15 protein-coding genes are annotated in these 17,885 nt (G+C 49.8%); 2 read left to right on the top strand and 13 right to left on the bottom strand.

The genetic code is table 11. From position 1 onward, the window contains the following. Positions 1-170: 170 nt before the first annotated feature. The 6 genes from BZJ18_RS12710 to BZJ18_RS12685 form a co-directional block, all read right to left on the bottom strand. The gene (locus BZJ18_RS12710; protein WP_077457277.1) at positions 171-3,239 is read right to left on the bottom strand and encodes an efflux RND transporter permease subunit; all 3,069 of its coding nucleotides are present in this window, start codon (positions 3,237-3,239) and stop codon (positions 171-173) included. Beyond that, positions 3,236-4,333 carry an efflux RND transporter periplasmic adaptor subunit gene (locus BZJ18_RS12705; RefSeq protein ID WP_077457275.1) on the bottom strand — a complete coding sequence of 366 codons (1,098 nt, stop codon included), beginning with the start codon at positions 4,331-4,333 and terminating at the stop codon, positions 3,236-3,238. The genes BZJ18_RS12710 and BZJ18_RS12705 overlap by 4 nt, the downstream gene beginning before the upstream one ends. Further along, the gene (locus tag BZJ18_RS12700) at positions 4,330-5,367 is read right to left on the bottom strand and encodes an efflux RND transporter periplasmic adaptor subunit (protein ID WP_077457273.1); all 1,038 of its coding nucleotides are present in this window, start codon (positions 5,365-5,367) and stop codon (positions 4,330-4,332) included. Before BZJ18_RS12700 ends, BZJ18_RS12705 begins: the two co-directional genes overlap by 4 nt. A gap of 123 nt (positions 5,368-5,490) precedes the next feature. Then, positions 5,491-8,913: an ATP-binding protein gene (locus BZJ18_RS12695; RefSeq protein WP_077457271.1), complete on the bottom strand. Its 3,423-nt coding sequence runs from the start codon at positions 8,911-8,913 to the stop codon at positions 5,491-5,493. A gap of 2 nt (positions 8,914-8,915) precedes the next feature. Then, on the bottom strand, positions 8,916-10,124 hold the full coding sequence (locus tag BZJ18_RS12690; protein WP_077457269.1) for an EAL and HDOD domain-containing protein: 1,209 nt from the start codon (positions 10,122-10,124) through the stop codon (positions 8,916-8,918). A gap of 87 nt (positions 10,125-10,211) precedes the next feature. Further along, positions 10,212-11,099: a PhzF family phenazine biosynthesis protein gene (locus BZJ18_RS12685; RefSeq protein ID WP_241824969.1), complete on the bottom strand. Its 888-nt coding sequence runs from the start codon at positions 11,097-11,099 to the stop codon at positions 10,212-10,214. A gap of 383 nt (positions 11,100-11,482) precedes the next feature. Here BZJ18_RS12685 and BZJ18_RS12680 point away from each other — a divergent pair, with 383 nt between their 5' ends. Then, positions 11,483-11,671: a hypothetical protein gene (locus tag BZJ18_RS12680; protein WP_077457265.1), complete on the top strand. Its 189-nt coding sequence runs from the start codon at positions 11,483-11,485 to the stop codon at positions 11,669-11,671. Positions 11,672-11,840: 169 nt separating this feature from the next. Here the strand turns inward: BZJ18_RS12680 and BZJ18_RS12675 are convergent, their stop codons facing one another. Beyond that, positions 11,841-12,182: a 4a-hydroxytetrahydrobiopterin dehydratase gene (locus BZJ18_RS12675; RefSeq protein WP_077457263.1), complete on the bottom strand. Its 342-nt coding sequence runs from the start codon at positions 12,180-12,182 to the stop codon at positions 11,841-11,843. Further along, on the bottom strand, positions 12,175-13,047 hold the full coding sequence (phhA, locus tag BZJ18_RS12670; protein WP_077457261.1) for a phenylalanine 4-monooxygenase: 873 nt from the start codon (positions 13,045-13,047) through the stop codon (positions 12,175-12,177). The genes BZJ18_RS12675 and phhA overlap by 8 nt, the downstream gene beginning before the upstream one ends. Before the next feature lie 221 nt (positions 13,048-13,268). Between phhA and BZJ18_RS12665 the strand changes: the two genes are divergently transcribed. Next, a complete protein-coding gene (locus tag BZJ18_RS12665; protein ID WP_069586487.1) occupies positions 13,269-13,574 on the top strand; it encodes a DUF6482 family protein in 306 nt (101 codons plus the stop codon). A gap of 17 nt (positions 13,575-13,591) precedes the next feature. On the opposite strand, the gene BZJ18_RS12660 is transcribed toward BZJ18_RS12665, so the two are convergent. The 5 genes from BZJ18_RS12660 to BZJ18_RS12640 all read right to left on the bottom strand — a co-directional run bounded on the left by BZJ18_RS12660 (position 13,592) and on the right by BZJ18_RS12640 (position 17,835). Then, the gene (locus BZJ18_RS12660; protein WP_077457259.1) at positions 13,592-14,326 is read right to left on the bottom strand and encodes an SDR family NAD(P)-dependent oxidoreductase; all 735 of its coding nucleotides are present in this window, start codon (positions 14,324-14,326) and stop codon (positions 13,592-13,594) included. A gap of 87 nt (positions 14,327-14,413) precedes the next feature. Further along, positions 14,414-16,381, bottom strand: coding sequence for a Fe(3+)-hydroxamate ABC transporter permease FhuB (gene fhuB, locus BZJ18_RS12655; RefSeq protein WP_077457257.1), 1,968 nt, complete (start codon positions 16,379-16,381; stop codon positions 14,414-14,416). After that, complete coding sequence (locus BZJ18_RS12650; protein WP_158011285.1) at positions 16,378-16,863, bottom strand: ABC transporter substrate-binding protein; 486 nt, start codon at positions 16,861-16,863, stop codon at positions 16,378-16,380. Before BZJ18_RS12650 ends, fhuB begins: the two co-directional genes overlap by 4 nt. Beyond that, positions 16,835-17,059, bottom strand: a complete 225-nt coding sequence (locus BZJ18_RS12645) for a hypothetical protein (RefSeq protein WP_077457253.1) — start codon at positions 17,057-17,059, stop codon at positions 16,835-16,837. The genes BZJ18_RS12650 and BZJ18_RS12645 overlap by 29 nt, the downstream gene beginning before the upstream one ends. Further along, on the bottom strand, positions 17,056-17,835 hold the full coding sequence (locus tag BZJ18_RS12640) for an ABC transporter ATP-binding protein (protein WP_077457251.1): 780 nt from the start codon (positions 17,833-17,835) through the stop codon (positions 17,056-17,058). The genes BZJ18_RS12645 and BZJ18_RS12640 overlap by 4 nt, the downstream gene beginning before the upstream one ends. Positions 17,836-17,885: the final 50 nt, after the last annotated feature.

Below are 17,885 nucleotides of genomic sequence, written 5' to 3'. Positions count from 1 at the left end.
GGAACAAGTTGTTCCATCGTCACCATTTCAAGTTCATATTGGTGTGGAGAAGGTTCTTGAAGCATACCGGAGCATCCCTATTGCGACACTCCTATTAGATCAAAGGTCTAGCTCGAAAGCTAGACCTTTGTCAGCAGTCTGAAGCACCGCGGTTGCGGTGCTTAGTCGTATCAGGCATTACGGTGATAATGGATTTGATAAAAAATCCGGTACAGTACAGGTACCACAATCAGTGTTAGCACAGTCGCAAAGCCCAATCCAAACATGATAGTCACTGCCATTGGGCGGAAAAATACATCCGGTAACAACGGCAGCATCCCTAAAATGGTCGTCACCGCAGCCATGCAGACCGGACGAACACGACTTACTGCCGCGTCCACTACCGCTTGGTAGCGCTGTTTGCCACTGGCAACTTCTATATTGATTTGGTCAATCAATACAATCCCATTTTTCAGCAGCATACCACTTAGGCTCAAGAAGCCGAGTAATGCCATAAATCCAAACGGCGTATTCAGTAAGAGCAGACCCGTGGTCACCCCAACGACTGCAAGCGGCACGGTTAACCAAACAATTAACGACTCTTTCACCGAGTTAAATAGCAGTATGGTTACCAAGAACATAAAGAGGTAACCCAGAGGCATAATACTAAACAGCCCTTCTTTTGCTTCTGTGGACGACTCATGCTCACCGCCCCATTCAATGCGGTAGCCCTCTGGAAGAGGAATCGACTCGATATCACTGCGGACCCGCGTCAATAGCGTCGCCGCGGTGACACCAACCAACGGATCGGGATCAGCCATCACTGTTAGCATGCGTYTGCGATTTTTACGCATGATGATGGGGTCTTCCCAACGCAGGTCATAGTCGAGGATCACCTGTTGCAAAGGAATATAATCTTTCAGCACAGGGCTCCAGATCTTCATCCCTTCGAGGGTATTAATATTGACTCGCTCCTCATCCGGCAAGCGGGCCACAATGGGCATTAAATTGGTGCCATCACGATACACGCCAATACGTTTGCCACTGAAGGTCATGGWCAAAAGGTCGTCCACGTCTTTTTTCGTAATCCCATAGCGACGCGCTTGGCTCTCGTTAAACTCAGGTTCGAGCACTTTGGTGCGTTCGCGCCAGTCATGACGAATATTGACGGCATCTGAGTCTTGATGAAGACGCGCTTCTACCTGCTTAGCAATAGCTCGTAGTTCCGTCGGCTCAGGTCCGATGATCCGCGCTTCAATTTTTGACCCCGAAGCCGGCCCTAAAGTGATCGGTTTGAGCTTAAGTTGAACATTCGGATATTGCTGCTGAATATGTGTGCGTACCAGTCCCATCGTGGGTTTTACATGGGCATACTCATCCACACGGACGATCAGCTCACCGTACGCGGCGTAAGTTTTCTCTGGTGAATAGGTCAACATAAAGCGCTGAGACCCTTTCCCAGCACTGGTCGATACATAGCTCACGCCCTCTTGTTCACTCAACCAGCTTGAGACATCATCCAAAGTGCCTTGAGTCGCCCGAATATCTGTCCCTTCAGGCAGCCATAAATCCACCATGAACATCGGTGTGGTCGAGTCAGGGAAGAAGGACTGTTTCAGGTGGCTAAACCCGTAAATACTGGCTCCCAGCGCAATAACCATCACTAGCAGAGTCAGATAGGCATGATGCATACAAAACGATAAGAATCGTTTATAGATCACAAATAGCACGCCATTGTAGGGGTCCGATTGCTCATCACCCTCGGAGACGGTGGTTTCTTTGAAAAACATGCTGGCAAAAAAGGGCGTCAGCGTAATGGCCGTAAACCAGCTGAGCATCAAGGAGATCAGCAGAACCGTAAACAAGGTGCCACAATACTCACCGGTTGCATCTTCAGATAAGCCAATCGGCGCAAACGCTGTTACCGCAATCACGGTCGCCCCCAACAAAGGCCACTTGGTTTGAGTGACAATATCGTGCGCGGCCTGCATTCGCGTTCGGCCACGCTTTAAGCCGACTAATATGCCCTCAACCACCACAATCGCGTTATCCACCAGCATACCAAGCGCAATGACCAAGGCACCGAGTGAAACACGCTGCAAATTAATATCGAAGTAGCGCATAAACACGAACGTGCCTAGCACAGTTAGCAACAACACCAAGCCAATTAAAAGGCCCGAGCGCAGTCCCATAAAAAAGAGCAACACGATAATAACGATCGCCACCGCTTGCCCGAGACTAGACACAAAACCGCTAACCGAGTTGTCGACTTCATCGGGCTGGTTATACACATGATGCACTTGAATACCAACCGGCTGATTATCATTGAGCTGCGCCAAACGTTTATCGACGTTCTGGCCAACTTCAACCACATTGACACCATCAGCAAAAGAAATACCGACTTGCAACGCCTGTTTACCGTTATACGACAGGACTTGGCTCGGTACTTCTTGGTATCCCCGTTTTACATCCGCAACGTCGCGCAGATAAATCAGGCCTTGTGAACCCGCTTCAGTGAGGATCAAATTGCCCAACTCATCCACAGACGAAAACTCGCCGGTGGGATGAATACGAATATACTCATCCCCCACTCGCACAGCGCCCGCATTGCTCACTAAGTTTTGGGTTGCCAGCAGGTTAAATAAGGTATTAGGAGAGATACCCAAGCTGCTCAAGCGCTGAATCGACACTTCGATAAAGACTTGTTCCTGTTGCGTACCAGTCACTTGTACTTTGCCCACCCCTTGGACTAATTCGAGCTCACGACGCAAATAATCCACATAGTCTTTAAGCTCGCTGTAGCTATATCCGTCACCGGTTATCGCCAATAAAATCCCGTACACATCACCAAAGTCATCCATCACTTGTGGCGGGTTCACACCGGGAGGAAGTTGTCCCCGTGCATCGTTCACTTTTCGGCGCAGCTCATCCCATATCTGGGGAAGGTCATCCGAACGATATTTGGGTTTCATTTTAACCGTGATCTGGGAAAGGCCACGACTGGAAATAGAGCGAACTTCATCGACATAGGTAAGCTGTTGAACCGCTTTTTCGAGCCGATAAGTGACCTCTTCTTCAACCTGCTGCGGCGTTGCACCGGGGTAGCTGGTGATGACCATTGCATCTTTAATGGTAAAGGCCGGATCCTCTAAGCGCCCTAGCCCCAAAAAAGCGATGGTACCCCCAATCAAAAAGATCAGCGTAATCATCCAACTGATGACTTTATTTTGAATAAAATAGCCTGCCACGCCTTGCTTCATGATCTCTTTTCCTCTTTTGACGCGAGCTGTACGGTTTGTCCGTCGGCCAGTTGATTCGCGCCGTCAACAACAATGCGATCGCCCTGTTTCAATCCTTCAACCACTTCAATCCGGTGACCATGGATGCGCCCCATCTCAATCTGTTGCTTGTGCACGGTATTGTCTTTAGCATTCAAGAGCCACACATAACTGTGCTCGCGATCAAGCGGGTCACCATCTTGGTTAAACACCGCTTCTATCGGTATAGAGAGCCCAGTTCGGGTTAACTGCAAGCCTTGACGAGAAATACTGACTTGAACGGGCATACCATCGAGAATAAATTGTTGCTCTGGCATCGGCATCGTTAAGGTCACCACAAAGGCACCGCTTTGCGGATCCGGCTCGGCGGTATATTCGTCGATCGACGCCTTGAAGGTATTGCCTTGTTGGGTAATCACTTCGGGGACCAATCGCGTTTGCACCGATTGCGTGTTTACACCGGCATTGCGACTAAACAAAATATCAGGGACTTGAATGCGAATGTCGGCACGTGTGGCATCGTGGATATTCATGATCGCTTGCCCCGGCGCAATGGTTTCAAATGGCTCCACGCTGACACGAGAGATAACGCCATTTTCCGGTGCTTTCAGCTCAACGTAGGATAAATGCAGCTTCGCCAGCGCCAACTCTGCTTGCGCAATTTCGCGCTGTGCTTTTAGCTCATCAAATTGTGATTGAGCCAGCATGCCTTGCTCGACCAAGGGTGCCGAGCGACGGTATTGAGCATCCGCGACATCAAAGCGCGCACTCGCGTTCTCGACCGCTAAGCGATAGTCCGTTGGTTCAAGTCGAGCGAGCACATCGCCTTTCTTAACCAGATCACCCGCTTTTACGTTAATTTGCTGCACCTCGCCAGGTACCCGAAACGCTAACGTTGCCTTGTCTGCCGCAGCAGCTACCGCTGGGAAGGTAATGCGCTCATCTTGTTGCTGATGGTGCACCGTAAAGGTTGTCACCACCGGCGTTGTCACCTCGCGAGGAGCTGACTCAGGCTGGCACGCCGAGAGGAGCATCACACAGCCCCCGATACTCAAGAGTTTTACGACTGATTTCATAGTCCACGCTCCTTCACCCAAGCACGTACCCGATCACCCTCTTGAAGCGCACCCGCGCCGGTCGCAACAATCACATCGCCATTTTCAAGGCCATCACTCACTTTGCCATCCTCTAAACGAATGGGCGTGAAAGACACAACACCTTGCGGATCGACTCGCCAAACACCAAGGTCTTCTCCTTTCGTGACCAGTGCTGAGTCAGGAATAGCGGTCTCTGTATCTGTCGGTATGGTGACACTCACTTTCGCAGCCATTCCCGGCAATACATTCACCGCTTGTGGCCGCATCAAGCTCACTGTAACCCGATAAGACGCTGTTTTCGTATCTGCTTCTGTATCCATTTCCTTAAACTGGGCAGGAAAACGACGATCGCCATATGCGTCAAACGTTACAAATGGCGTGAGCTGCTTGGCTTGTTGGCTAAAGTAATGAAAGTAGCGTTCAGGTAATTGAAAGCTGACGTTAATAATATCTTTCGATTGGATATGGAGAATAGGCTCTTGAGCTCGGGCAAACTCATTGACTTCTTTCATACGCAAAGAGACAGTGCCGGAATAAGGCGCTTTTAGCTGCGTATAATTCACATTCGCCTGCGCTTGCTCTAAACCAGCAGCAGCCTCACTCAACGCCGAGCGCGCTTCATCAAAGCGCTGCTCGGATATGACTTTGTCATTGTGTAGACGATCTGCGCGATTGAACTGCACCTGAGCCAGTTGGTATTGCGCCTTAGCCTTGTCTAGCTGCAGGCGATATTGATGGCCATCCAGCTCCGCTAAGATATCGCCTTGATTAACATCCATACCTGCTTTCACCGGCATGCTCTCAATCACGCCTGAGACGCGAAAGGAGAGCAACGCCTTATCATCGGCTTCAACTTGGGCGGGAAATTGACGGGTAATCCCTTCATGACCCATCACTACCGTTAATAACTTTGCGGGTCGAGATGGTGTATCGGATGGCGCAGAGGTCGCCTTTTCACCACAGCCGCTAAGCAGTAAGGTGACGGCGCAAACCAGCACAGCACTTTTGTTCATCTGCCTTTCCTCACAACAAAACCTAGTACTCGACTAAATAGTCAAGCACTAGGTGTTTGATTGGTCTTTAATTTTTAATCTAATTTGACACTATGCCCATGCTAACGAGCGTGACAGGATGTATCAAGGTGTTTCCGGTAGGCCAGAGACCTGCTCAACAATAGCTTGGGTGTGTTCACGAATTGTCGGTAAATACGTTTTGAGTGTTTCAGTATCTTCCGCGGGTGATTTTTCAAGTTCTAAGCAGATCCCTGAAAGCGTATTCGCACCAATCATCGCCGCCGCACCTTTCATCTTATGAGCGAGCTTCTTAACAGCAGCGACATCTTGCTCATCGAACGCTACTTCCATTCTTTCTAAGTCATTGGTCTGATTATTCACGTACTTGTCAAGGATCATTTTCACCAGATCCATGCTATCGCCCACCTGTTCTTTGACATGCGCAATATCGACGGGAGACTCAGTGGATTCCATGGTTGCCGCTCCATTCATATGATGATCGGGGTCAGGTTCAATATCTGTGTCTGTGTCTGTGTCTGTGTCTGTGTCTGTTTCAGAATCGCTAGTGTGCTCACCTTCCGTCAACGTCTTTTCATCTAAATCCGCCAAGTCCAGCCCATCATCGGTGTCATGCGGATCGTCATAATGAACTGCATCGTTACTGGAATAGAGAATAAGCAGTTCAATTAACTGATCCTTGCTGAAAGGTTTGGCTAAATGCCCATTCATGCCTGCGTCCAAGCAACGCTCTGCGTCCCCCGATAACGCATTGGCGGTCACGGCAATAATCGGTGTGTGCTTATCAAACTCACGAATACGGCGCGTTGCCTCAAAGCCATCCATTTCAGGCATTTGGCAATCCATTAAAATAATATCGAAAGGTGTTTTTTTATGCAGTTCAAGCGCTTCTTTGCCGTTCTCAGCCAATGTGCGTTTACAACCTAGCTTGGCGAGAATGATATCGATTAAGTCTTGGTTGACTAAGTGGTCCTCCGCGACCAGAACATTTAAATCAAAGCGAATATTGTCGTACTGCCCTACTGCCGCAAGATTGTCATCAAGCTCCGCCTCATTCGAGGTCAATACCCGATATAACTCGCTGTAATTAATTGGGCATGTCAACGTCTGCATACCGGTATCGTGATGTCCATTATGACTAATGGCGACACTCTTAGCGACTTTACCCACTAAATGTTGACAGCTCTGCATCTTGTCTTGATCAATCATCAAGGTTAGCTGTTCACTATCTCGCGTATCAACTTGCTCCCCGTCAGTAACACTGACAAACGAGACAGACAGGCGATCGAGGTATGCGGCCAATGTTGTGGTGAGCAAATTATCTTCTGAGACCAAACAAACCCGCTGCGCTTTTTCTTCTGCACTCAGTTCATAGCCATCAAACAGTGTATGTGGAGAGTCAGTGAAGGTGATAGGCACAGTAGACACAAACGTCGTGCCTTTGTTTTCCTCGCTACGAATAGTGATATCGCCATCCATCAATCGCAGCAATTTACGACATACTGGTAAGCCCAAACCTGTCCCTTGATAAGAGCGCGAATACGAGTTATCCACCTGAGTAAAGTTTTCAAAGATAGCCTCATGACGATCTTCTGGGATCCCGATCCCCGTATCTTCCACTTCCATGACAAGATTCGTGACTTCGCCATCTTTCGCTTGATACAAGCGAACATAAATATGCCCTTGCTTGGTAAACTTCACCGCATTGCCGACTAAGTTGATAATCACTTGTTTATAGCGGACCGCATCGAGTTCAATATCACATGGCATACGAGGATCGATATAACAATGGAGTCGCAACTGTTTTTCTGCCGCTTTGGCAGTGAAGATGCTCAAGGATTCGTGAACAAGATCAGCCACATTGAGTACTTGTTTAGAGAGCGTCATTTTACCGGCTTCGATTTTGGTCAAATCGAGCACATCGTTGATGATATTTAGTAGCGCGGTAGAGGAATGTTGCAAGGTATCGACAAAATAGCGCTGCTGTTGCGTCAGTGGCGTCTCAATTAATAAGTTCGACATCCCTACAATGCCATTCATCGGTGTGCGAATCTCATGGCTCATCATCGCCAGAAAATTGGTCTTTGATTCATTAGCGCGTTCCGCCTGCTCTTTCGCTCTCGCCATCTCTTTAGAGATCATATCGTTCAGGTTTTTCTGTTGAACAAAGTGAATCATTGAACTCAAACTCGACAAGATCGGATCGATCCAGCTTTGCAACTCATCATCATAGGTGGTTGATTCATCGAATAAACAGACCACGCCGACGAGTTGATTCGACATGTATAGCGGTAACCCCAACACATTGATGATCATTTTTTGGTTGTTACCCGCGACACCCGCCATTTGCAGGCTACGTTTACTTTGTTTGGTTTCAATAATTTCAATCAACAAATTACGAACAAACTCGTCGCCTACGTAACCGTTTTGAATTAGGCGAGTTTGGGCAAGCACATGATAGGGTAAGCCCACTTGCTCAGGTTCATCATTGCCTCCCACTTCAACAATAATGCCATGATTGCTTTCACCAATACGCAGCAAGATTTTGAGGACATCATGGAAACTTTTACTAAAATCCTCTCGAATCAGAAACTTATCTTGTAAGCTCTTCATGGCGGAGAATAACTCAGCCCCTTTAGAGACTTTTTGTTTATCAAGGTGTTGTTCGGTGATGTCGCGAATAATAGCGACATTCAGCGCGCGTGGATCTTCGTCTTTGATGGGAGTGGATTTCACCTGCACCACCCGCTCTCCACTCTCGGTTTCTATTTCATAAGAGCGATTAGTCTTGCCATTCAAATCGTAAAGTGCCTGTGAAAAATAGGCGCGCGAGTTGGGCTTAACACGAGACACAATGGCCGACAGTGTGATGGCTTCATCAGGGACAGATTCAAGCTCAAACAGCCGCTTGGCCGAATCGTTGATGGTAATAATCGAATGCTTATCACCTAGCACCAAGAGTGCATCAGTATAGCTATGAATAACGGTATCGAGATAAGCGCGGCTTTGCTCGGCTCGGCTGATTTGCTTGGCATATTTCCAAATACAGAATCCCACCAGCAAGTTCAGCAAAATAATCTGCGTCGTCGTACGTAATATCTCGGTGCTGAGCTCTTTATCGATGTACCTACTATCACGATAAATGATCAGATCGCCGACTTTTACCGAACGGCTGCGATCATCGTATTCAAGTGGAATGGTCAACTGACTAAGTTCAGAATCTGCCCGCGTCCCTTTTGAGTCTGTGACGTAGCGGAACTGTCCATTAACATCAACCAGTTCTAAGCGATGGACGTATCGCGATCCCATCTCGCTATCGAGATCATTTTGAACATTCTCGAAATCATAATTCCACATCAATGTGGGCAGGCGCTGTTTGAGTCGCTGGCTGATGGACGTCAAGTCCTGATTCATGTCCGACTCTAAGCGTGACTTGGCAACGTGATAGTTATAATAGCCAAATCCACCTAGCAGCAGTGTTGCCAACACAATCAAAACGATAGCTAAGCGCATTCCCACTCGATTCATACTTATACCTGCATGGTTGCGGCGAGTGTTTGCGTTTGCTCGCGCGCTTTCTCAAACGCTTTCAACACGACACGCTCTTTCAATTTCAGTTTTTCGCAAGTTTTCGACACCCAATCCCAGTTGGCATGCTCGATATTCTTGCATACTTCCAGTAAAGCACCGTAGTGGCCATTTTGTGCCAGTAAAGCTTGCTTAGCTTCTTGGCTCAGATCCAAGTGACCCACCACATCTTCCATCGGACACCCCAACATGGCATCTAAAAAAGAAAAAGCACCAACCAGAAAACCTTCATCACCATCGAGTCCTTTCAACATAGGTGCAGTTTGTTGCATAAAAATTGCGCGCAAAATGGCAGCGTTTTGCAAATGTAAACACTCCTGATGATTCATATTGGACATAATGAGAAGAGAAATTAAACGGCGTAATGACTCTAAACCGAGATAAACCACCGCTTGTTTGGGATTAGTGATACTTTTTTTCTTGGACTTGGCCAGTATATTGGCGCTGGTGACCACCTTATAAAGCAGGGACACGTCACGTGATATAACGTCTGTTATTTCGTCAATGTCATAAGGGCTTCGGTTGATGATAATACAGGCATCCAACAGGGTGATGACTGACGGCGCAACATCACTTTGACGCCGGATTTTCGGCTGCTCAAAAAAGTAACCTTGAAACAAGCTAAAACCAAATTGCTGCGCCAGCGTAAACTCTTCTTGCTTCTCTACTTTTCGAATTAAAAAGCGGATATCAGGATAATCAGAGATGGTTCCTACCCAACGCATAGGATCATCACGATCCATATCGACACTGATTAAATTAAACAGATTAATGTGTTCTAACCATTGATTAGAAAAGACCGAGCTAGACGCAAGTAACATAAAACCCGCCTTTTTATAGGCTCTGAGCTTGTTCAGTAGTAATGGGGAGGGACGGGTTTTCTCACTAATACAGATAACCAGACGCGCCACTGGCATCGAAAGCGGTAATTCATCCAATAGCGCGGTTTCGGAAAAGCTCACCACGTAACGCAACTGGTCGTCTAATTCATTACCAGACAGGAAATTAGCACTCAGTATCCTTGATGTGGCAGTGTCTTCGTCAATTGATGGGAACTTGTTTTCTAGACCTTCACGAAAGAGCAGCTCACTTCCCCAGTGCTGCTGTCGGTCATCAAAAATTGGCTGACACGAAAAGAAGGTTTCACTCACGATGTTAACCCCGCAAATTACATCCCTTTAATAAACGTAGACTAATCGCGCCAACCCTGATGATTTTTTCTGCTTGAACAGAGTAAGTTAAGCGCTAATCGCATCTAGCCGATAGCCACGCCGTGCTAAGGTATTTGCTTCGCCACCCACCCAAGCGCGGTGATGGCCTTGCGCGTCAACTTTGACCACGGCAGACAGTAGCGATCGCGCCCCAATATGCTCACCCTGCTCAAAAACAAACCGATTATGTGTGCCCTGATACTCAGTCAAGTACGCTGCTAAGGCGGCAGCAGCACTTCCAGTAGCCGCCTCTTCATCCACCCCGACCGCAGGTGCAAAGTTTCGACAACACGCAGTAATATCTGACTCGTGGGGCGACAAAGCAAACGCATGTACCCCAATGCAATTGTAAGCCTCCGTCAGCGCAATAACCGCCTCTCTGTCTTGTGACATCCGAGCCAGTGCATCGAGGGACGCAAGCGGCAAAATGATATTGGGTCCACCCGCAGATACGACTTTGACTGGCAATCCCGTCGATAGGATATCTTTACTGTCTATGTGAAATGCATCGGCAATCACCTTTTCATTCGGCCCATCACTGATAACTGGGATTGCCGTTTCAAAGTTAACTTTTCCCGAAGCCAAGATGGACACTTGCAGAACGCCTGCCCCGGTTTCTTGCGTATAATCGCCAGCTTCAAGTTCACCCAACTGCCAAAGCGCAGAAAATGTTGCCACAGTGGCGTGACCACAAAACGCAACCTCATTGGTCGGGGTGAAGAACCGCAATCTGACATCAGCATGCTCGCTATGACAAATAAATGCCGTTTCGGGGTAACCGAAGTCTGTTGCAATCGCCTGCATTTGTGCATCATCCAGCATATCTGCATGCCTAACAACACCGGCGGGATTCCCACCCTGTCCTTGTGCAACGAATGCATTTAAGTGATAGAACTCAACAAATCTGTCCATCATTGCTTCCTCGCGATAGCCGCTGTGTGCGGGTTTCCATTTAAAGGCCTGCGTCGTTTAACACGACACCCTGCACGCCTTGTGCTCCTTCCATCCTATGCGCTTCTACTAAAGTATGACAATAAAAACTTGTTCCATATGCCAAGACAGACGGTAAATAATTCATAGTATTAGGCTAAAAATACTCAAAAGAGTATGCCAAAATACGCCAAACCGAGTACTAAGCGACATCGCGCAAAAGCATCATCTTCAAGAACACGCGAGACGCTTAACAACGACATGAAGTGACTATTATGCCAGCGTGCAATCATCAATCAGGCACGCGACATGCCAGAATATGGTAGGCTTGTCAGTAAATTTGTTAATCCCGTATGAGATGTAAACTTATGGATCCTTTACAGCATATTGCCGATGACGCGCCCGAGCATGAGCCAGAGACTTTGCCATCACTCGACGAACAAAAAGCGATTGTGGCAAAGCTCAAAGCCCTTGAAGAGAAAGGTGAGCTCACCGATGAAATCTTGGCGCAGTATTTTGCCGTTAAGCAAAAAGACGCAAGCGACGAAGAAGAGTAAGAACAACACGAAAAAGTGACCGCGTCACTTTTGAAGTTTATCTTGCTCTATTTAGAGTTATGCCAATGAAAAGCATTGGCGGCGCAGAATTGATACTTGCGTGACAGGGATAGATAGCAAGTGAGCGAAAAAGATACGCCCCGAGATCACTCTCGGGGCTTTTTTTGGTTTACTCAGGGGCAATGCCGTCGGTTTTCGCCGCACAAATAAAATCATTTTTGTGCAGGCCTTTAATCTTATGCGACCACCAAGTCACGGTCACTTTACCCCACTCCAGCAAGATAGCGGGATGGTGGCCTTCTTGCTCAGCCAGCTCAGCCACTTGGTTGGCAAACGCCCACGCCAACTTGAAGTTGCGGAAGGTGAACTCACGTTCGAGCTGATCAATCCCATCTCGTGTTACTTTGCGCCACTGCGGAATGTCTTTAAGCAGCACCGGCATTTCCTCAGCGCTAACCAAAGGGGCATCAATATTACAGGCTTCACATTTCAACTCAGTTAGTTCAGACATGTTGCGTTTCCTTTTGCTGTTCTGTCTTTTTCGGTTTGGGCGGGAACAAAGGCGCATGAAGGCCCAGTTCCATGGCTTGATGCACATCAGCAATCAAATCACGTTGGCTGATGGCAAATAAATCGTCAATCGACTCAATGGTAAAGTAAATGGGTTGCATAATGTCAATCCGATATGGCGTGCGCATGACATCTATCACTTCTAAAGGCTTACGCACCGCTTTGTCGCTATTAAAGGCGTACTCGGTCTCCGCCGGTGAAGACAAGATGCCGCCGCCATAAATACTGCGATTGCCTTGCGAGTCACTGAGTAAACCAAATTCGACCGTAAACCAATATAAGCGTGCAAGATAGACGCGCTCTTTGGGCGTGGCCTTCTTACCCAATTGACCATACATATGGGTAAATTCAGCGAACGCTGGGTGGGTCAGCATCGCACAGTGACCGAAGATCTCATGAAAATAATCCGGCTCTTGCAAGTAATCGAAATCGTCTTTGGTGCGCAAAAAGGTCGCCGCAGGGAATTTCTTGTCCGCCAGTAAAGCGAAGAACTGGTCGAAATCAATCAACGCAGGCACAGGGGCCACTTGCCAGCCCGTCTCTCTCATTAACACGGCATTCACATCAGGGATCTGTGGCACCGTGTCATGCGGCAAGTCGAGCATTCGTAACCCGTCGAGATATTCCTGACACGCTTTGTCTTTGATACACGCAAGCTGCCGTGTGACTAACTGGCGCCATACATCGTTTTCTTGTGCCGACCAGGCTACACGACCCAGCTCATCAACTGGTTTGGATTGGTATTTACTCTGTTTCACGTTCACCGCCTTGTGTCGTTGTCTGGCGTAAAAATCGCGCGTAAACAGCGGCCCTTAGCCTTACGCAATGTCTCCGTTACTCACAGATTACGTCGACTCTGCTGAGAAAATCATCTCCTCACCACGGTTTTGATTTTACCTTTGCGTAACATTTATTTTACATTGCGCATCCAAAAGGCTATCGCTAAGGGTAATGCCTCACCCTCGAGGGATCCGCGTGCTTGCATGGCTCGTAGTATTTAAGCAAGCCCTAACTGCAAGGACGAGTGATGAATTTACAACTGAGCGAACTGATAAATTACGACAACATTGACAAGATTCAGATCCGTGGCATTGATGGCATGTTATATCAAGCGATAGCCTTTTTGCGTCACGGCGATACGGTGGAGCAGAAGCTAATTTATCAAGGCGATAAGCCCTATTTATCCCGCAGCTTACTGGCGGTGAAAGATGATTTTGAATGGGTTAATGCCGCGCAATACGTGTTAGTCACGGACACGGCATATGATGAAATGATAGGGCTTGGCACGGAAAAGCCTTTATCGACTTTAGAGCAGCCATTGCATTGGAAATAACACAACAATGCCCCAACCTATGGGGCAATTTCCTCCCCGTCCCACGCAAACAGACGCCCAGTATGACGACTGTCTAGGTCATCCAATACCGACAATAAGTAGCCAGCCGATTGAGCCGGGCTGAATAATTTACCGGGCTTAACATTGGCTTGGAATGGCGCGGATAAACGACTGTCGACGGTCCCCGGATGCAGGCCAACCACAGTTAATGATTTGTCTTGGCGGCCAAGCTCGATGCTCATGCATTTGATCAACATGTTCACCGCCGCTTTGCTTGCACGGTAGGCATACCAACCGCCCGCACGATTATCACTGATACTACCCACGCGCGCCGACAAGATAGCGAGCTTCGCCTCAGCGTTGCGTTTCAATTTGGCCGCAAGATGTTTACTCAACAGCAGCGGCGCAACCGTATTCACATCAAAAAGCTGATGCATGGCCTCACTGCTGCACGCCGCGAGCCGCTTTTCTGGGCTGACCGCATCATCATGAAGCATGCCCGAGGCAATGATCACCGCATCTAAACTGTCGTCGTCGATGTGCTCGACCGCCGCTTGTATTGATGCTTCATCGCGAATATTCACCGCCACAGGAGTGACCTTTTCACTTATCTCAGCAAGTGGTGCGGGGTGGCGCCCCAACGCAAAGACTTGCTGAATGGATGGCTTGTCGAGCAATGCGCGGCAAAAAGCTTCACCAATCGCGCCACCTGCACCGACAACCGCCACGCGCTGCATGGAATCACTGTTCATTCTCTTGGCTCCTCAAACAAAAAGAGATGCAAACTGCATCTCTTTAGTTAGGGATGAGGCGATCCTGTCGATCACCGTGCGTTAAAACTATAGCTTACGTAGCACGATCATGAGGTATAGCCCCCCTATCAACGAAGCAATGATCCCAGCCGGCATTTCTTGCGGATACAACCATTGTCGTCCGAGCCAATCGGCAAACAGCATCAATCCCATGCCAATCAAACCGGCGGTGACCATATGCGCCCGGGCATTTTTCGCCCCCCAGCTACGCGCAATGTGCGGGGCCATCAGCCCGACAAAACTAAGCGGCCCCACCACCAAGGTAGCACTGACGGTCATCACCGCAACGAGGGCCAGCAACAGCATGCGGGCACGCCCTACCTTAATCCCCAAAGATTGAGCCGTTTCGCCACCGAGCGGCAAAATATCGAGCCAACGCTGGCACATCAATCCTAACGCCACCAGCACGGCGGCAACCAAGGCCAGTGTGGTCACCGTACTGTCAGTCACATAGTAGGTTGAACCTGAAATCCACGCGAGCACTTGATATGCGCGAGGATCGCCACCCGCCATCAAGAAGCTTTGTACCGCTTGCATCAGTGCGGCTATCGCGACGCCAGTGAGCAACACCTTTTCTGGCTGAAAGCCAGTTTTGCGATTAAGCAGCACAATCAACGCCAAGGTTGCCCCCGCACTGATTAGACCACCGACATATAAGCTCAGCATAGATGCGCCCATGCCAGCAAAAATAGTGACAATCAGTCCCAGCGCCGTACCGGCACTGATCCCCATCACTTCAGGGCTCGCCATCGGGTTAGCACTTAAACGCTGAAGCACGGCACCGGCAACAGCAAGCACACCCCCCGCCAATGCCGCGGCCAGCAACCGTGGCAAGCGCCACTCCAACAAAGACCAATCGCCGCTGAGCGCCAGCCACTGCCAGCCCTCACTTTGACGCGATACGGTGGCAAAAATCACCACACCCAACACCAGTAACATCAGCGTTCGGCCTAGTGGCCAATCCTGACGTGGTGCGGACGTACCGGCATGCATTTGTTGGCGTTGACGATTCCCCAGTGACACCCGTGGTAACAACCACAAAAGAAGAGGCGCCCCCAACGCTGCCGTCGCCGCCCCCGTGGGGACCATCATGGCCCGACGGCTAGGTAACAGTTGGACAGCCAGATCAGTGGCTGCCAACATCAAGGCGCCTAAAATCATCGCTAGGCTCAATCGGGTGATAAGCTTACGTGCGCCACATAAACGCGCAATCGCGGGCGCCGCGAGACCGACAAAGCCAATCACGCCAATCAAGCTGACCACCCACGCAGTCAGAAGCACCGATAGCCCCAGCGCAATCACACGGATTTTCGCCAGTGATACGCCCAAGCTTTTTGCCCCTTCATCAGACAGACTCAAGACGTTGAGCGGCTTTAACAAGGCAAGGATCAACACGACCGCCAGCCCAATACGTGGCAATAAGGCTTGCACACTGTGCCAGTCGGTTTGCACCATCGAGCCCGCGCCCCACACCATCATGCCGTGTAGCGCTTCTTGATTCATCAACAGCAGCACGGTACTGAGCGCACCGCAGTAAAGGTTTAAAATCAGCCCCGCTATCACCACTACGGTGGGCGATAGGCCGCGTCGCCATGCTAACGCAAAGACCACCAGCATGGTCAGCACCCCGCCAGACATCGCCACCATCGCGCTCGACCAAGTCAGTAGCCAAGGGGCATAAAGCGTCGCAAGCATCAGCGCCAAGCTGGCGCCATTCGCCACCCCCAGCGTCGAGGGCGAGGCCAAGGGGTTGCGCAGCACTTGTTGCATCAAGGTACCGGCCAGCCCCAAACACGCCCCCGCCAGCAATGCGGTGACCAAGCGCGGCCACCAGGTTAAATGCATCACGACGCCAATCGACGCGCTGTCATCCAGCGACCACAGCGACTGCCAGAGCATGGATGCATTCACATCCCACTGCCCCAACTGAGTGGAGGCGAGGCTTAACAGTGCCGCCAGTAATGCCAAGGGCACCCATAACAGGTTCAGTTTCATGCCTGCCCTCCTTGCTCGGTCAATGCCGCGGTCACAAGGCGGGCAAAACGTAACGCTGATGGAATCGCCCCAAAGCTCCATACCGGATCAATCATCAATGGCGTATGCCCCGTGCGTTTAACCAAATATTGCCAAAACATATTGGTCTGAAGAGTTTGCTCCACCCCCGCGGGAAGTGGGCGCACAATCACCAGCTGCGCATCAAGGTCTAGCAGCTCGCGGGTGGAAACCATGCTAAACCCCCAACTGTTGGTGGTGTTTTGCCACGCGTTACTAAGCCCCAATTCACTGATAGCAGCGTGATACAAGCTGTTGGTCCCAAACACTCGGACATGGTTAGGGTCTAGGAACTGGATCATCAGCAGCGGGGGCTGTTCACCGGGAATAGTATCGCGCAAGCTCGCCAGTTGCTGTTTCGCATTGGTAATCAGGGTTTCACCGGCCTCAGGACGGTTAGCTTCGCGCGCAATTTGCCGCGTCACGGTTTTGAGCGATGACCAGCTTAGGCGAATTGTAATCCGCCTTTTGCGCGACCGCGACGGGCGTCACTCCCAAGGCCAACAAGGTTTCAGTTTGAGTCCAATCCAGCGAGAGAATACGAGGCGACGCGCTGACGCTCGCTGACATCATGGCCGCGGTCAGCCAGACCACAAGCGTCAAAAAAGAGGACTTGATCATACCGGCGATAACTCCCCCGGCATAGCAACCGCATAACCGGCGGTATGGTCGGCAATCGGCATCTCAATGCCATAAATCGATTTGAGGGCCGACTCTTGAAACACATCGCTAACCGCGCCTTGAGTCAGGACTTGCCCGCTGTGCAGCGCGACAATCTCATCACAAAAACGCGCCGCCATATTAATGTCGTGCACCACGATAATGATGGATTTATCCAGCTCTCGGCTGAGTTTACGCACCAAGGTCATCACTTCTACTTGGTGGGCCACATCCAGTGCAGATAGCGGCTCATCGAGCAGTAAGTAACGCGTTTGCTGTGCCAGCAGCATCGCAATCCACAGCCGTTGGCGCTCGCCGCCCGATAAGGTATCGACCAAGCGCTCGGCATAATCTTGGGTACCAGTGAGCGCCATTGCCTCGTTGATCGCTTGGTGATCGGCTTTGGTCAACCGCCCCAGCAAGCCATGCCAAGGATAGCGACCAAAACTGACCAACTCATACCCAGTTAAGTTATCGGTTGCCGGTAAATGCTGTGGCAAATACGCCACCTCGCGCGCAAACGCTTTTTCTGACCATTTTGATAAGGGCTTTTGGTCTAATGCGATCTGTCCGCTGCTGGTTGCCTGTTGCTGCGCTAACAGCTTTATCAACGTCGACTTGCCCGACCCATTGTGGCCGACCAACGCACAGATTTTTCCTGGCGTAAACGACAAGCTCACCTTATCAAGCAACACGTTTCCGTTGACGGCAAACGCAACGTCCTTTGCCTCTAACATATCCCGATCCTACTGCTTAAGTACAAGCGCGGGATGCGCCTGTCAGTTAA

Origin of the sequence: Salinivibrio sp. IB872 (genome assembly GCF_001995345.1) — a bacterium.
GTDB lineage: Bacteria > Pseudomonadota > Gammaproteobacteria > Enterobacterales > Vibrionaceae > Salinivibrio > Salinivibrio proteolyticus.
This window is presented reverse-complemented; position numbering and strand designations above follow the sequence as displayed.

Bases quoted from the DNA above. Each gene is read 5' to 3' on its own strand.
- BZJ18_RS12705 (WP_077457275.1), bottom strand. From the start codon at position 4,333: ATGAAATCAGTCGTAAAACTCTTGAGTATCGGGGGCTGTGTGATGCTC.
- BZJ18_RS12700 (WP_077457273.1), bottom strand. From the start codon at position 5,367: ATGAACAAAAGTGCTGTGCTGGTTTGCGCCGTCACCTTACTGCTTAGC.
- BZJ18_RS12695 (WP_077457271.1), bottom strand. From the start codon at position 8,913: ATGAATCGAGTGGGAATGCGCTTAGCTATCGTTTTGATTGTGTTGGCA.
- BZJ18_RS12685 (WP_241824969.1), bottom strand. From the start codon at position 11,099: ATGATGGACAGATTTGTTGAGTTCTATCACTTAAATGCATTCGTTGCA.
- BZJ18_RS12680 (WP_077457265.1), top strand. From the start codon at position 11,483: ATGGATCCTTTACAGCATATTGCCGATGACGCGCCCGAGCATGAGCCA.
- BZJ18_RS12675 (WP_077457263.1), bottom strand. From the start codon at position 12,182: ATGTCTGAACTAACTGAGTTGAAATGTGAAGCCTGTAATATTGATGCC.
- BZJ18_RS12665 (WP_069586487.1), top strand. From the start codon at position 13,269: ATGAATTTACAACTGAGCGAACTGATAAATTACGACAACATTGACAAG.
- BZJ18_RS12660 (WP_077457259.1), bottom strand. From the start codon at position 14,326: ATGAACAGTGATTCCATGCAGCGCGTGGCGGTTGTCGGTGCAGGTGGC.
- fhuB (WP_077457257.1), bottom strand. From the start codon at position 16,381: ATGAAACTGAACCTGTTATGGGTGCCCTTGGCATTACTGGCGGCACTG.
- BZJ18_RS12645 (WP_077457253.1), bottom strand. From the start codon at position 17,059: ATGATCAAGTCCTCTTTTTTGACGCTTGTGGTCTGGCTGACCGCGGCC.
- BZJ18_RS12640 (WP_077457251.1), bottom strand. From the start codon at position 17,835: ATGTTAGAGGCAAAGGACGTTGCGTTTGCCGTCAACGGAAACGTGTTG.